Origin of the sequence: Roseinatronobacter ekhonensis (assembly GCF_900499075.1) — a bacterium.
GTDB lineage: Bacteria > Pseudomonadota > Alphaproteobacteria > Rhodobacterales > Rhodobacteraceae > Roseinatronobacter > Roseinatronobacter ekhonensis.
In genome coordinates, this window is record NZ_UIHC01000027.1 from 28,111 (window position 1) to 41,885 (window position 13,775).

General features: G+C 62.7%; 13 protein-coding genes and 1 pseudogene. 12 read left to right on the forward strand and 2 right to left on the reverse strand.

Annotated features, from left to right (window positions below):
• Position 1: 1 nt before the first annotated feature.
• On the reverse strand, positions 2 to 808 hold the full coding sequence (locus ROE7235_RS12520; RefSeq protein ID WP_121095869.1) for an IclR family transcriptional regulator: 807 nt from the start codon (positions 806 to 808) through the stop codon (positions 2 to 4).
• Positions 809 to 917: 109 nt separating this feature from the next.
• On the opposite strand from ROE7235_RS12520, the gene ROE7235_RS12525 reads away from it, so the two are divergent.
• From ROE7235_RS12525 to ROE7235_RS12580, 12 genes are all read left to right on the forward strand, one after another.
• On the forward strand, positions 918 to 2,165 hold the full coding sequence (locus tag ROE7235_RS12525) for an ABC transporter substrate-binding protein (RefSeq protein ID WP_121095870.1): 1,248 nt from the start codon (positions 918 to 920) through the stop codon (positions 2,163 to 2,165).
• Between the two features lie 63 nt (positions 2,166 to 2,228).
• Positions 2,229 to 3,140, forward strand: coding sequence for a carbohydrate ABC transporter permease (locus ROE7235_RS12530; RefSeq protein ID WP_121095871.1), 912 nt, complete (start codon positions 2,229 to 2,231; stop codon positions 3,138 to 3,140).
• 3 nt (positions 3,141 to 3,143) lie between these two features.
• Positions 3,144 to 3,503: an MmcQ/YjbR family DNA-binding protein gene (locus tag ROE7235_RS12535; protein WP_306418874.1), complete on the forward strand. Its 360-nt coding sequence runs from the start codon at positions 3,144 to 3,146 to the stop codon at positions 3,501 to 3,503.
• Positions 3,504 to 4,352, forward strand: coding sequence for a carbohydrate ABC transporter permease (locus ROE7235_RS12540; protein WP_121095872.1), 849 nt, complete (start codon positions 3,504 to 3,506; stop codon positions 4,350 to 4,352).
• A 13-nt stretch (positions 4,353 to 4,365) separates the two neighbouring features.
• Positions 4,366 to 5,718 carry an alpha-glucosidase/alpha-galactosidase gene (locus ROE7235_RS12545; RefSeq protein WP_121095873.1) on the forward strand — a complete coding sequence of 451 codons (1,353 nt, stop codon included), beginning with the start codon at positions 4,366 to 4,368 and terminating at the stop codon, positions 5,716 to 5,718.
• 60 nt (positions 5,719 to 5,778) lie between these two features.
• Positions 5,779 to 7,488: an IlvD/Edd family dehydratase gene (locus ROE7235_RS12550; RefSeq protein ID WP_121095874.1), complete on the forward strand. Its 1,710-nt coding sequence runs from the start codon at positions 5,779 to 5,781 to the stop codon at positions 7,486 to 7,488.
• Positions 7,488 to 8,255, forward strand: coding sequence for an SDR family NAD(P)-dependent oxidoreductase (locus tag ROE7235_RS12555; protein ID WP_121095875.1), 768 nt, complete (start codon positions 7,488 to 7,490; stop codon positions 8,253 to 8,255). Before ROE7235_RS12550 ends, ROE7235_RS12555 begins: the two co-directional genes overlap by 1 nt.
• A complete protein-coding gene (locus tag ROE7235_RS12560; protein WP_121095876.1) occupies positions 8,252 to 9,172 on the forward strand; it encodes a 2-dehydro-3-deoxygalactonokinase in 921 nt (306 codons plus the stop codon). Before ROE7235_RS12555 ends, ROE7235_RS12560 begins: the two co-directional genes overlap by 4 nt.
• A complete protein-coding gene (locus ROE7235_RS12565) occupies positions 9,160 to 9,759 on the forward strand; it encodes a 2-dehydro-3-deoxy-6-phosphogalactonate aldolase (RefSeq protein WP_121095877.1) in 600 nt (199 codons plus the stop codon). The genes ROE7235_RS12560 and ROE7235_RS12565 overlap by 13 nt, the downstream gene beginning before the upstream one ends.
• The gene (locus tag ROE7235_RS12570) at positions 9,756 to 10,592 is read left to right on the forward strand and encodes an SMP-30/gluconolactonase/LRE family protein (protein ID WP_121095883.1); all 837 of its coding nucleotides are present in this window, start codon (positions 9,756 to 9,758) and stop codon (positions 10,590 to 10,592) included. The genes ROE7235_RS12565 and ROE7235_RS12570 overlap by 4 nt, the downstream gene beginning before the upstream one ends.
• Entirely contained in the window at positions 10,582 to 11,601 is a 1,020-nt protein-coding gene (locus ROE7235_RS12575) for an aldose epimerase family protein (RefSeq protein ID WP_220669566.1), read from the forward strand. The genes ROE7235_RS12570 and ROE7235_RS12575 overlap by 11 nt, the downstream gene beginning before the upstream one ends.
• The gene (locus ROE7235_RS12580; protein ID WP_121095879.1) at positions 11,598 to 13,502 is read left to right on the forward strand and encodes a beta-galactosidase; all 1,905 of its coding nucleotides are present in this window, start codon (positions 11,598 to 11,600) and stop codon (positions 13,500 to 13,502) included. Before ROE7235_RS12575 ends, ROE7235_RS12580 begins: the two co-directional genes overlap by 4 nt.
• 72 nt (positions 13,503 to 13,574) lie before the next feature.
• Here ROE7235_RS12580 and ROE7235_RS12585 read toward each other — a convergent pair.
• Positions 13,575 to 13,775: pseudogene (locus tag ROE7235_RS12585) on the reverse strand (IS630 family transposase); the annotation flags it as partial.

Here is a 13,775-nt window from a genome sequence, read left to right on the forward strand (position 1 = left end):
TTCAGGCCCTTTTGCGGTTTGGCTGGACGGCTTGCTCTGGGAAGCGCCAGTCTGTGGTTTCCTGCCCGATGGTGCGGGCAATGCTTGAAATCAGCGGGGCCAGATCGGCCAGCGCGGACAGGTTGGTGCGCGCGGTGGTAGAGGTGACAGACAAAGCCCCCAGCACCGCGCCGCCCGATGACAGGATCGGAACGGCCACGCAGATGATGCCGGGTTCGTGCTCTTCATTGTCAAAAGCAAAACCGCGCGCGCGGGTCGTGGCCAGATCTTGCGCCATGGCTGCGGCACTGGTGATGGTTTTGGCCGTAAACGGATGCCAGCTTTGCTGCGACAGGATGCCGGGCAAATCCGCTTCGGGCAGATAGGCCAGCATGGCCTTGCCCACGCCGGTGCAATAGGCCGGACCCACCTTGCCGGCCTGGCTATACATCGGGATCGGATCGCGGGCGTTGCGCTTGTCGACATACAGAACCTGGGCATGGTCCATCTGCGCCAGATGGACGGTTTCGCCCACCTTTGCCGACAGATCATCCAGATGGGGCCGTGCGATGGGGGCCAGCGCGCTTTGCTCCCATGCGGCATGGGCCAGACGCACCAGCCGCAGCCCCATTGTATATGTGCTGCGATCCGCATCGAAGCTGAGCATACGTTGCGCGACCAGCGTTTGCAGCAGGCGGTAAAGCGTGGCCTTGGGGTAGGGGCTGTGGTCCAGAAGGTCGGAAAACCGCACCGGGTGTCCGAACCCCGCGACAAGGTCCAGCACGTCGAGTGCCTTGGCCACGGTGCCGTCGCCTGCCGTCGCTGTCATCTGACGCCCCCCTTTGCAACTACTGCTTGACAAAGGCTACCCAGCCCTGCCATCTTTTTCAATATATAAAAACAAGTTTCACATATTGGAACCTGCAAGGGAGGAAAACATGCAGTCCATCTTCAAAGGCGTGGCCGCCGGTCTCGCCATGACAACACTACTGGCGGGCGCCGCCAGCGCCGAGCTTGGCGGCGATCTGCGCATCTTCTTCGATGACCAGAACCCTGCGCCAAAAGCGGCGATCGAAGGCACTGTCGAGCGCTTTCAGGCAATGCACCCCGACATGAACATCGAACTGACCTTGATCGACCGCGAGGCGAACAAGACCCAGATTCGCAATTACCTGACCGCCAATGCGCCCGACATAAACGGCTGGTATGCTGGCAACCGTATGCGTCCCTATGTCGAAGCCGGACTGTTCGAGGATGTGTCCGACCTGTGGGACGGCCAGTTGGGCGAAGAGCTTGCGTCCACCCGCGCCGCGATGACCATCGACGGCAAGCAGTGGGGCGTTCCCTATACCTATTACCAGTGGGGTATTTACTACCGTCAGGACATCTATGAAGAACTGGGCCTGACCCCGGCCACCACATGGGAAGAGGAAAAAGCCAACTGTCAGGTCATCCTCGATTCCGGGCGCAAGTGTTACACCATCGGCACCCGTTTCCTGTGGACCGCGGGCGGCTGGTTCGACTACCTGAACCTGCGCACCAACGGCTATGATTTCCACATGGCGCTCACCGCCGGGGAAATTCCGTGGACCGACCAGCGCGTGCGCGACACCTTCGCCAACTGGCGCGAATTGCTGGATATGGGCGCGTTCATCGACGACCACACCGCCTATAGCTGGCAGGAAGCGCAGCCCTTCATGGTCAATGGCGAAGCCGCGGCCTACCTGATGGGCAATTTCGTGGTCGCCCCCATGCGCGAAGCCGGTCTGACGGATGACCAGCTTGGGTTCTACCAGTTCCCCGAAATCACGCCCGGCATTCCGATGGCCGAAGATGCGCCGACCGATACGCTGCACATTCCGGCGCAGGCGGAAAACAAGGAAAACGCGCGTGCGTTTCTGCGTTACATGGCCAGCGCTGAAAACCAGGGCATCGTGAACGAAACGCTCGGCCAATTGCCGGTGAACCGCAACGCCACCGTGCCTGATGACAAGTTCATCCAGGCCGGGTTCGAGCTGCTGTCGAATGCCGAAGGCGGCATCGCGCAGTTCTTCGACCGCGATGCGTCGGCAGAGATGGCGTCCGCAGGCATGCAGGGCTTTCAGGAGTTCATGGTCCTGCCCGACAATCTGGATGCGATCCTTGACCGGCTGGAACAGGTGCGCCAGCGCCTGAACGCCGAATAAAACCATCTGCAAGGGCGGCTTTGCGCCGCCCTTGTCCCCGCTACAGCTTCGAAGGCGTTCGCAATGACGGCACAAACCGACCCGCAAGGCACAAGCTGGTGGCGCCGCAACCAGATGCGGGCCGCGCCGTGGCTGTTTCTGGCCCCCGGCATTGCCTTTTTCGCGCTCTATGTGATCATCCCGATCTTCCAGAGCTTCCAGATCAGCCTGTATCGTTGGGACGGTCTGGGCGAGGCGCGCTATATCGGCCTCGATAATTACGACCAGTTGCTGGACGACGCGGCGTTCTACACCTCGCTCATGAATAACGTGAAATGGCTGGTGCTGTATCTTCTGGCCATCCCCGGCGGGCTGTTCATCGCGCTGTTCCTGAACCAGCAGGTGCGCGGTATCCGGCTGTATAAGTCCTTGTTTTTCTTTCCCTTCGTGATTAGCCAAGTCGTCGTCGGCTTGGTGTTCGCGTGGTTCTACAACCCGTCTATTGGGTTGCTGAACCCGGTTCTTGACCTGTTCGGTCTTGGCCCCATGAACGTTCTGGGCAACCCCAGCACTGTCACCTACGGGATTATCGCTGCAGGCCTTTGGCCGCAAATTGCCTATTGCATGATCCTGTATCTGACAGGCCTGAATGCGGTGGACCCAGACCAGGTAGAGGCCGCACGGCTGGACGGCGCCAAGGGGTTGAAAATGCTGTGGTATGTCATCCTGCCGCAACTACGCCCTGCGACGTTCATCGCCGTGGTGGTCACGGTCATCGGCGCGCTGCGCAGTTTCGACATGATTTCCGTCATGACGAATGGCGGGCCGTTCGGGTCATCCCGCGTTCTGGCCTATTACATGTTCGAGGTGTCGCTGTCCGAATACGGGTTCCGCATGGGATATGGCGCGGCGATTGCCGTGGTGTTGTTCCTGATCATGCTGGTCTATATCGCGTTCTTCCTGTGGCGCATGTGGCGCGAAGAGCGGGAGGGCTAAGGCATGGGCGTGACCCAAGAGCAGATCGACCAAATCTGCGCCGCGCTTCCCGGTGCCGAATTTGCCCGCCCGCCAGAGCTGACAAGCTGGAAGGTCGGGGGCAAGATGTTCGCCTGTTTCGCCGCCAATGGCGATCCGTCCGGCGTTTCAGTGAAATGCGCCGATATCGACACCGCCCGTATGCTGATCGACGCAGGGCTCGCCCAGCGGGCGCCCTATTTCCATGCCTCTTGGGTGCGCCTGCCTTTCGATGCAACCGGTCTGGAGGATGCCCACCACAGGCTGGTCGTGTCCTATGACCTTGTGCGCGGCGGCCTCAAGAAAGCTGCGCGCGACGCCCTGCCTGCCAGAGGGGATTTTTAGATGTTTCCAACCCCCGTCCAACAGCGCTCTGCCGCGGTGCAAGCGGGCTATACCGCGCTTTTGCCGATTGCACTTATCCTGTGGCTGTTGCCGTTGTTGATGGTTGCGCTGTTCTCGATCAAGCCGGACACGGATTTCACCCAAGGCAATCTGTGGGGCTGGCCAACCAGTTTCGCAGGGTTTGAGAATTATGCCCGCGTCTTCACCGACAGTGCCATGCCGCGCTATCTGCTGAACTCGGTTTTCATCACCGTACCCACGGTGATCGGCGCTGTGGCGTTGTCTTGCATGACCGGTTTTGCGCTGGGCGTATATCGCTTCAAGGGCAATATCTGGCTGTTCTTCATGTTCGTTGCGGGGAATTTCGTGCCGTTCCAGATCCTGATGGTTCCGGTCCGCGAACTGACCCTCAACCTTGGCCTGTATGACACGCGGCTGGGGCTGGTCCTGTTCCACATCGCGTTCCAGACCGGGTTCTGCACGCTCTTCATGCGCAATTTCATCCGCGCCCTGCCGCGCGAGCTGATAGAGGCCGCACGGGTCGAAGGCGTGTCGGAAATCCGCATCTTCTGGTATGTCGTTCTGCCGCTGATGCGGCCGGCCATCGCGGCGCTGTCGGTGCTGATCTTCACCTTCATCTGGAACGATTATTTCTGGGCCGTGGTACTGACCCAAGGGGTCGAAACCCAGCCCGTGACCGCAGGCATCACCGCCTTCAACAGCCAGTTCCGCGCCGCCTATCACATGATGAGCGCGGGCAGCATTATCGCCGCTCTGCCGCCGGTGATGATGTTCTTTCTTATGCAGAAACACTTCATCGCGGGCCTGACATTGGGTGCGGTGAAGTGAGGAGAGCCGTCAAATGACCAAAATCGCGTTTATCGGGGCGGGCTCGACCGTCTTCATGAAAAACCTGATCGGCGATGCACTGCTGCGCCCCGCGCTGGCAGATGCGCAAATCGCGTTGATGGATATCGACCGCGCGCGACTGGACGAATCCGCGCTGGTCGCCCGCAAATTGGTGGCCAGCCTAGGCGCGGGGGCAACCGTGACCGCCACCACCGACCGGCGCGCGGCGCTCGACGGGGCGGATTTCGTGATCCTCGCCTTCCAGATCGGTGGCTACAAACCCTGCACGGTCACGGATTTTGAGATCCCCAAAGCCTATGGCCTGCGCCAGACCATTGCCGATACGCTGGGCATTGGCGGTATCATGCGCGGCCTGCGCACCGTGCCGCATATCTGGGCCGTGGCCGAGGATATGCGCCAGCTTTGCCCCAACGCGCTGTTGATGAACTACGTCAACCCCATGGCCATCAACACATGGGCTCTGACCGCGCGCTACCCCGATATTGCGCAAGTGGGCTTGTGCCATTCGGTGCAGGGCACGGCGTATGAGCTGGCGCGCGATCTTGGGCTGGACGTGGCCGACCTACGCTACCGCGCGGCAGGCATTAACCACATGGCGTTCTATCTGTCGCTGGAAGCGCGCGATGGCGCGGGTTGGCGCGATCTTTATCCGGCGCTGCGCGACGGCTACCGCGCAGGCCGCATCCCGCTCGAAAGCCACTGGAACCCGCGCTGCCCCAACCTTGTGCGCTACGAGGTGATGCAGCATTTCGGGCATTTCGTGACCGAATCCTCGGAACATTTCGCCGAATATGTTCCGTGGTTCATCAAGTCGCACCGCCCCGACTTGGTTGAGCAGTTCCGCATCCCGCTGGATGAATACCCCAAACGCTGCGAGGAACAGATCGCGGCGTGGTCCGAGCAAGCAGACGCGCTGAAATCCGCGCCACGGATTGAGCACACCGCCTCGAACGAATACGCCGCCACGATCATGGACAGCATCGTCACCGGCACGCCGTCTGTCATCTATGGCAACGTGGCCAATGACGGTTTCATCCCGCAACTACCCCAAGGCGCTGCGGTCGAGGTGCCAACCCTTGTCGATGCCAACGGGTTGCAACCCACCGTCGTCAGCGATCTGCCGCCGCATCTGGTGGCGCTGATGCGCACCAATCTGAACGTGCAGGACTTGACCGTGCAGGCGCTGCTGCATGAGGACCGCGACCACATCTACCACGCCGCCTATCTGGATCCGCACACAAGCGCAGAGCTGGATCTGCGCCAGATCCGCGCGTTGGTGGATGACTTGCTGGCCGCCCATGGCGACTGGATGCCCGACTGGTGCCGGGTGAAGCGCGCGGCCTGATCTTCATCTTGCCAAAAATACTCAAAATCCAATACCGGCCCCAAAGGACCACCGCTCGATATGACAAAACCCCGCCGCTCTGCTGCTTGGTATGGCAAATTGGACAAGGACGGCTTCATCCATCGAAGCTGGATGAAGAATCAGGGCTTTCCCGATCATGCGTTTGATGGCCGTCCGATCATTGGCATTTGCAACACATGGTCGGAACTGACGCCCTGTAATAGCGGGTTGCGGGTGCTGGCCGAAGCGGTCAAGCGCGGCGTCTGGGAAGCGGGCGGTTTTCCGGTCGAATTTCCCGTGACCAGTCTGGGCGAAACCCAGATGAAGCCCACCGCCATGCTGTTTCGCAACCTCTTGGCGATGGATGTGGAAGAATGCATCCGCGCGTATGGCATTGACGGTGTTGTGCTGCTCGGTGGCTGCGACAAGACCACGCCGGGTCAGGTGATGGGCGCGGCCTCTGTCGATATTCCCAGCATCGTGGTCAGCTCCGGCCCCATGCTGAACGGCAAATGGCGCGGCAAGGATATCGGGTCGGGCACCGATGTCTGGAAGTTTTCCGAGGCCGTGCGCGCGGGCGACATGACGCTGCAAGATTTCATGGCCGCCGAATCCGGCATGTCACGTTCTGCGGGTGTCTGCATGACCATGGGCACGGCGTCCACCATGGCATCGCTTGTCGAAGCGATGGGGCTGTCCCTGCCCACCAATGCCGCCCTGCCTGCGGTTGATGCGCGGCGCACGGCGCTGGCGCATCACACAGGCCGCCGGATTGTGGAGATGGTCGAGGAAGACCTGAAGCCATCGGATATCCTGACCCGCGAGAGTTTCGAAAATGCGATCCTGACCAATGCCGCCGTGGGCGGGTCCACCAACGCCGTGGTGCACCTGCTGGCGATTGCGGGCCGTGTCGGCGTGGACCTGACGCTGGCCGATATCGAATTGGGCCGCGATATTCCGCTTTTGGTCAACTGCATGCCATCGGGCAAATACCTGATGGAAGATTTCGCCTATGCGGGTGGTGTACCTGCCGTGTTGGCACAGATCCGCGCGCATTTGCGGCCTGCACAGACCGTGCTAGGCGGCGATATTTCGGCCTATTCGGACGGGGCAGAGATTTTCAACGATGATGTGATCCGCCCGCTTTCAAACCCCGTCAAACCGGCGGCGGGCCTGCGTGTGCTGCGCGGCAATCTGGCGCCGGACGGGGCAATCGTGAAACCCTCTGCCGCGACCGATGCTTTGCTGGAACACGAAGGCCTAGCCTATGTGTTCGAGACCATTGAGCAGCTAAAAGCCGAAATCGACCGCGAGGACCTTCCCGTGACGCCCGACACCGTTCTGGTGCTGAAAGGCTGCGGGCCCAAGGGTTATCCGGGCATGCCAGAGGTCGGCAACATGCCCATCCCCGCCAAGCTCGTGAAACAGGGTGTGCGCGACATGGTCCGCGTCTCGGATGCGCGCATGTCGGGCACGGCGTTTGGCACAGTGGTCCTGCATGTCGCGCCAGAGGCGCAGGCGGGCGGTCCGCTGGCGCTGGTGAAAACCGGCGACCGCATTCGCGTGTCAGCCAGCCGGGGCGAATTGACGCTGCTGGTCGACGACGCAGAGCTTGCCACCCGCCGAGCAAGCTGGCAGCCGGACCCGGCCCACTATACCCGAGGGTATGCGAAGTTGTATGTCGACCACGTTTTGCAAGCCGATAAGGGGGCCGACCTTGATTTCCTTGTCGGCAAGGATACCCGCCCCGTGACCAGAGAGAGCCATTGATGACCCTGCCCACCTATCCCGACCTGAACGGCGCGTCTGTCTTTATCACCGGCGGCGGGTCCGGCATTGGCGCGGGGCTGACCGAAGCGTTCCTGCGCCAAGGCGCGCGCGTGGCCTTTGTGCAGCGCTCGGACGCCACTGCGTTTTGTGACGAGATGACGGACAAGACCGGCAATCGACCGCTATTCCTGCAATGCGACATCACCGACCGCGCGGCGCTCGTCGCGGCGATTGAGCAAGCCGCGCAGGCGCATGGTCCTGTTTCGGTGCTGGTGAACAATGCCGCCAATGATCAGCGCCATAAGCTAGAGGATATCACCGAGGATTTCCTCGACTGGGCGCTGGCGATCAATTTCAAATGCTATGTGACCGCCTGTCAGGCAGTGGCGCCCAAGATGCGCGCCATGGGGCGGGGGTCAATCATCAACATCACGTCGATCAGCTACATGATGGCGAATGCGGGCTATCCGCTTTACACCTCGGCCAATTCTGCCTTGAACGGGCTGACGCGTAGCTTGGCGCGCGAACTTGGGGGCGACCGCATTCGCGTGAATGCGCTTGCGCCCGGTTGGGTGATGACGCCCAAGCAACTGGACCAATGGGTCACGCCCGAAGGGTTGGCCGACCACATGAAGCGCCAATGCCTGCCCGATACGCTGTCGCCCGACGACATCGCGGGCGGTGTTTTGTTCCTTGCATCCGACAGCAGCCGCGCGATGACGGGGCAAGCCTTGGTCATCGACGGTGGCGTGGTGGTGACGGGATGAGCGGTCTGGTGCAAACCCCTGACTGGATCGCGCTGGACTGGGGCGGCTCGCACCTCCGCGCATGGGCGGTGGTGGGGGGCAGACCGGTCGCGCATGTCGCAAGTGACGCGGGCACAGGCGCGCTTGACCGGGACGCGTTCGGCCCTGCGCTGACAGCGCTTGTACAAGACTGGTTGACCGAGAAGCGCTGCATACCCGCCTTTGCTTGCGGCATGCTCGGAAGCCGTCAGGGCTGGGTCGAAGCGCCCTACCGTACGGTGCCCTGCGCGCCTTTGGGCGGCGGATTGGTGGCCGCCCCTCAGACAGATCCGCGCCTGCAAGTCTATGTTTTGCCGGGGCTGAAACAGCCCCGTCCCGCCGACGTCATGCGCGGCGAGGAAACGCAGATCGCGGGCTTTCTGGCGCTGAACCCCGGTTGGGACGGCGTGATCTGCCTGCCTGGCACGCACAGCAAATGGGTGCATGTCAGCGCCGGAGAGGTGGTCAGCTTCCAGACCTTTCTGACGGGGGAGACCTTTGCGCTTTTGTCCGGTCAATCTGTGCTGCGCCACGGCATGGACGGCTGGGACGACGCGGGCTTTGACGACGGACTGGCGCAAGGGTTGGACCGCCCCGACCGCTTGCTGTCGCGGCTTTTCACATTGCGCGCCGAAGGGTTGCTGGACGGGCTGGACCCCGCCACCGCCCGCGCGCGCCTGTCGGGACTGTTGGTCGGCGCGGAACTGGCGGCGGCGAAACCCTATTGGCTGGGCCAGCGTGTGGCCGTTCTTGGCGCGGGCGACCTGGCCGCGCTTTATGCGCGTGCACTGGACGGCTTGTCCGTTCCCGTGTCCGCCCATACCGCAGAGGCCGCGACATTGGCCGGGCTGGCCGCCGCGCGCGCGGCGCACACAAAGGAGGCGACATGCGCGAGATAATCGCCATTTTGCGCGGAATCACCCCGTCAGAGGCGCTGGGCGTCACCCATGCGCTGATCGAGGCGGGCATCACCAAGATAGAGGTGCCGTTGAATTCGCCCGACCCGTTGGACAGCATTGCCGCCATAGTCGCCGAATTCGGCACGCACGCCCAGATCGGCGCAGGCACGGTGCTGGACGCGGGGCAGGTGCCCAGTCTTGCCGCGACCGGGGCCCGGTTGGCCGTGTCGCCTGATTGCAACCCCGAGGTGATCAGGGCAGCGCGCGCAGCAGGGCTGCTGAGCTATCCCGGCGTTTTTACCCCGACAGAGGCGTTCACTGCAATCCGCGCAGGCGCGACGGGGTTGAAGCTGTTTCCGGCGTTCAAGATGGGTGTGGACGGGTTGCGCGCCATGCGCGCCGTGCTGCCGCCGGACATGCCCATCTATGCCGTGGGTGGTGTCGGGCCAGAGGATTTTGCCACATGGCGCAGCGCGGGGGCGGCGGGGTTTGGCCTTGGAACCGCGCTTTATGCGCCCGGCATGGCCGCAGCAGATGTCGGCGCGCGCGCGCGTGACGCGGTCGCGGCGTGGGATGCCTGCGCGTGACACCGGTCAATGACACTCGTTGCGCGTTGGGCGAAGGCGCGTTCTGGCACCCCGAGCGTGGCGAATTCTTCTGGTTCGATATCACCGGGCGCAAGCTGCATTCGCTGGCGCAGAGTTGGGATTTCGATGAAATGCCGTCTGCCATGGGCTGGGTCGGCCATGCCGAGGTGGTGATCGCCACCGATGCACGGTTGATGCTGTTTGATCTGGAAGCTGGGACGGGCCGCACCCTGTGTGCGCTGGAAGCGGACAATCCCGTAACCCGCTCGAATGACGGGCGTGCCGACCCGCAAGGCGGGTTCTGGATTGGCACCATGAGCAAACAGGCCGAGAAGGGCGCGGGCGCAATATGGCGGTATTACCGTGGTGAATTGCGGTGCCTGTTCCCCGGCCTCACCATACCGAACGCGATCTGCTTTGCGCCTGACGGGCAAAGCGCGTGTTTTACCGACACGCCCACACGCCGTGTCATGCGCGTGGCGTTGGATGCCGAAGGCTGGCCCAAAGGCGCGCCCGCCTGCTGGTTGGACCTGAACGACACGGCCCTGAACCCCGATGGCGCGGTCTACGACGCTTCGGGTACGTTCTGGGTCGCGCAATGGGGCGCAGGACGGGTTGCGGGGTATGGCCCTGACGGAGCGTTTATCCAAGCGGTCGAGGTTCCCGCACCGCATACATCCTGCCCCGCCTTTGGCGGGCCCGATCTGCAAACGCTGTTTTGCACCACCGCGCGCGAGGGGCGCCAGAACCCGCACGAGCTGGATGGCGCGACCTTTTGCGCAGCTGCGCCCGCCCGAGGCCTGCCAGAGCATCAGGTGCGGCTTGGCGTCTGATGTGGAACGGTTCGGCGAGATGCCCGATGGCCCCACGGTCCATCGGGTGACGCTGCAAAAGGGCGCAATGCGCGCGCAGGTGCTGACGCTTGGGGCCATCGTGCAGGATTTGCGGCTGGAGGGTGCGAGCCACCCCTTGGTGCTGGGGGCAGGCACCCTTGCGCCCTATCTGGGGCCAATGCACTATTTCGGGGCCACGGTGGGTCGCTATGCGAACCGGATTGCCAACGGCGCGTTCACCTTGAACGGCCAGACGCATCGGCTGTCGTGCAATTTTCGCGGGCGGCATTGTCTGCATGGCGGCGAGTTGGGGTGCGCCGAGCAGCTTTGGACGCTTGCAGATGCGACTGCGGAAACTGCAACCCTGACGCTGACGCTACCCGACGGTGATATGGGCTTTCCGGGACGGTTGAGCATTGTGTTGACCATCGCGCTGTCGGATGCTGCGATCAGCTTTGACCACAGCGCCACGACCGACCGTGACACGGTGTGCAGCCTGTCGCATCACGGCTATTTCGTGCTGGATGACAGCGGGTCGTTGGCAGAGCACGGCTTGCGCATTGCCGCTGAGCATTACTTGCCGGTGGATGATGACCTGATCCCGACGGGCCGGAGTGCGCCTGTCGCGGGCACAGGGTTCGATTTTCAAACCCCGCGCCCGCTGCAAGACGTAGCCCTTGACCACAATTTCTGCCTGTCGGATGCGCCTGCTGTGCTGCGCCCGGTGGCGTGGCTGCGCTCGGACCGGTCCGGTTTGCAGATGCAGGTTGCGACCACCGAACCGGGCCTGCAGGTCTATACCGCAAGCCATTTGCCGCAAGCCGGAGCTATCGGCCATGACGGCCGCGCGCTGCGCCGCCATGCCGGGATCGCGCTGGAAGCGCAGCACTGGCCGGATGCGCCGAACCGGCCTGATTTCCCCTCGGCCACCCTGCTTGCGGCGCAGACCTATCGCCACACCACCCGCTACAGTTTCGACCGCACCAACCAGACGGAGCCGCCACAATGAAACGCAGCCTTGGCGTGTGCTACTATCCCGAACATTGGCCCGAAGCCCAATGGCATGACGATGCCGCGCGCATGGTGGCCAGCGGTCTGACATGGGTGCGGATCGGTGAATTCGCGTGGTCACGGCTGGAGCCGGACCCCGGCAAGCTGGAATTCGACTGGCTGGACCGCGCTATAGACGTGCTGGGCGACGCGGGGTTACAGGTTGTGCTGGGCACGCCCACCGCCACGCCGCCGCGCTGGATGCTGGACCGCCATCCCGACATGCTCGCGGTCGATGCTGACGGTCGCCCGCGCAAGTTCGGGTCGCGCCGGCACTACTGCTTCAGCCATCGCGGCTATCTGGCAGAGTGCAAGCGCATCGTCGCGCTGCTCGCCGAGCGCTATGGCCGTAACCCGCATGTCGCCGCGTGGCAAACCGACAATGAATATGGGTGTCACGATACGATCCTTAGCTATTCCGACGCGGCGCGCATGGCCTTTCGCGACTGGCTTGCGCAGCGCTACCAAAGCCTTGATGCGCTGAACCGCGCTTGGGGGAATGTGTTCTGGTCGATGGAGTATGCAGGTTTTGACGAGATTGACCTGCCCAACCTGACCGTAACCGAACCCAACCCGGCGCATGTCATGGATTTCCGGCGCTTTGCGTCCGATCAGGTGGTGGCGTTCAACCGAGCGCAGGTGGATATCCTGCGCCGCCACACTTCCGCGCCCATCGCGCATAATTACATGGGACGCGAGACCGGGTTTGACCATTACGCGGTCGCCGCCGATCTGGATATCGCGTCATGGGACAGCTACCCGATTGGGTTTTTGTCGGACCGGCTGGAGGCGTCAGACGACCACAAGGCCGCGTTCCTGCGCCAGGGCGATCCCGATTTTCAGGCGTTTCATCATGATCTGTATCGCGCCGTCGGGCGCGGGCGCTGGTGGGTTATGGAACAACAGCCGGGGCCGGTGAACTGGGCCCCTTACAACCCGGCACCCTTGCCCGGCATGGTCCGCCTGTGGACGTGGGAGGCGTTCGCCCATGGCGCGGAAACCGTGTGCTATTTCCGCTGGCGGCAAGCGCCCTTCGGGCAGGAACAGATGCATGCGGGATTGCTGCGGCCCGACAGCGCGCCCGCGCCGGGGTTGGCAGAGGCAGAGGCCGTCGCCCGCGAACTGGCCGACTCCCCACAAGCGCAGGCCGCGCCCGCCGATGTGGCACTGGTGTTCGATTATGCCAGCGCATGGGCATGGGACACGCAGCCCCAAGGCGCGGATTTCGACTATGTCCGCCTGTGCTTTGCGTGGTATCGGGCTTTGCGTCGGCTGGGGCTGAACATTGACATCATCGCCCCCGACACCGCCGATCTGTCGCGCTGGCGCGTGGTGTTGGCACCGGGTTTGTTTACCTTGTCCGACAGCCTGCGCGCGGCCTTGCCTAGCTGTCAGGGCGCGGTTGTCTTCGGCCCGCGCGCCAATTCGCGCCTGCCAGATTTCAGCATTCCGTCTGATCTGGGGCCGTCGTTGCCGGGGCTGGACTGCCGCGTTGCGCGGGTTGAGAGCTTGCCGCCGGGCAGCACTGTGGGCCTGGAAAGCGGGGGCCATTTCGTGCATTGGGCCGAAGATCTGGACACGCGTGCAGAGGTCGTTCTGGCCCGTGCCAATGGCCAACCGGCCATGGTGCGCGCAGACGGGCTGCACTATCTGGCCGGGTGGCCGGATGATGACACGCTCTTTGCAGTATTGCGCGATCTTTGCCACGCGCAAGGGCTTGCGACCATGGACCTGCCGCCGGCGCTGCGCACACGGTCGGACGGGCGCACTCGCTTCTGGTTCAACCACGGGTCACAGACGATCACATGGCAGGGCACAGACCTGCCACCCTGCGCCGTGTTGCAACAGGTGCAGCGCTAGGCGACACCCGCAACACACCCGCCGCGCCACGGCCCACTATTTTCACGCGTAAAGATTTGCTTTATACTTCTTCTACTCCAAAACCCGAAAGTTCTCGTGTGTTATGACGCGGAAGTTATCTGACACCTTGTCGCGGAATTTCTTCCATTCCTGCGGGATGGTCTCACGCATGAATGCAAGGATGGCGTCGGCGAATTGCTTCTGACTTCGGTAGTAGCGATTGTGGGTGACATAATGGTGCAAGACCGCCCAAAGACGTTCAATTGGATTGAG